We start from the raw sequence: 452 nt of genomic DNA on the forward strand, positions 1-452 counted from the left end.
AACCGTTAAGTCCGCGGATGGTGCACATCATGGTTCCGTTCCGCATGTAGAGTTCGGGTGAGCCGATTGGATTGGCTTCGAGGCCGTCGTGGGGCACCCGTTGCCAAGACTGTCCGGCAGTTCGGGACTTGATCTCGAGGCCGGCAAGCCAGGAATGGGTTCTGAGCGCTGCATACAGCGTTGTGCCATCCCAGCACAGTGAGGTCGCTCCGTATCCCGGCTCGGGCATTTCCGAGGCCGTGCCCCAGGATGTGCCGTTGGTGCTGGTGCGGGTCAGTTGTCGACCGTCGGTTGTGCGGTAGGCACAGATCAGCAAGGCACCGGCGGCGGTGAGTGAGACGGTGCCGGGGGCGGCGACGTCCGGGGAGTTGGGAAGGGTCCGCCAGGTACTGCCGTCGTAGGTGGCCCAGGTCAGTTGTTCCCGGTCGTACGGGCGGAACAGCATGTGGAGT

General features: G+C 63.9%; 1 protein-coding gene. It reads right to left on the minus strand.

Going from position 1 to position 452, the window contains the following annotated elements; genetic code table 11:
• Positions 1-452: hypothetical protein (locus tag AB0G02_RS37835; protein ID WP_360804608.1), on the minus strand; the 452-nt coding region annotated here is incomplete at both ends.

The organism is Actinosynnema sp. NPDC023658, from assembly GCF_040639995.1.
Taxonomy (GTDB): Bacteria; Actinomycetota; Actinomycetes; order Mycobacteriales; family Pseudonocardiaceae; genus Actinosynnema.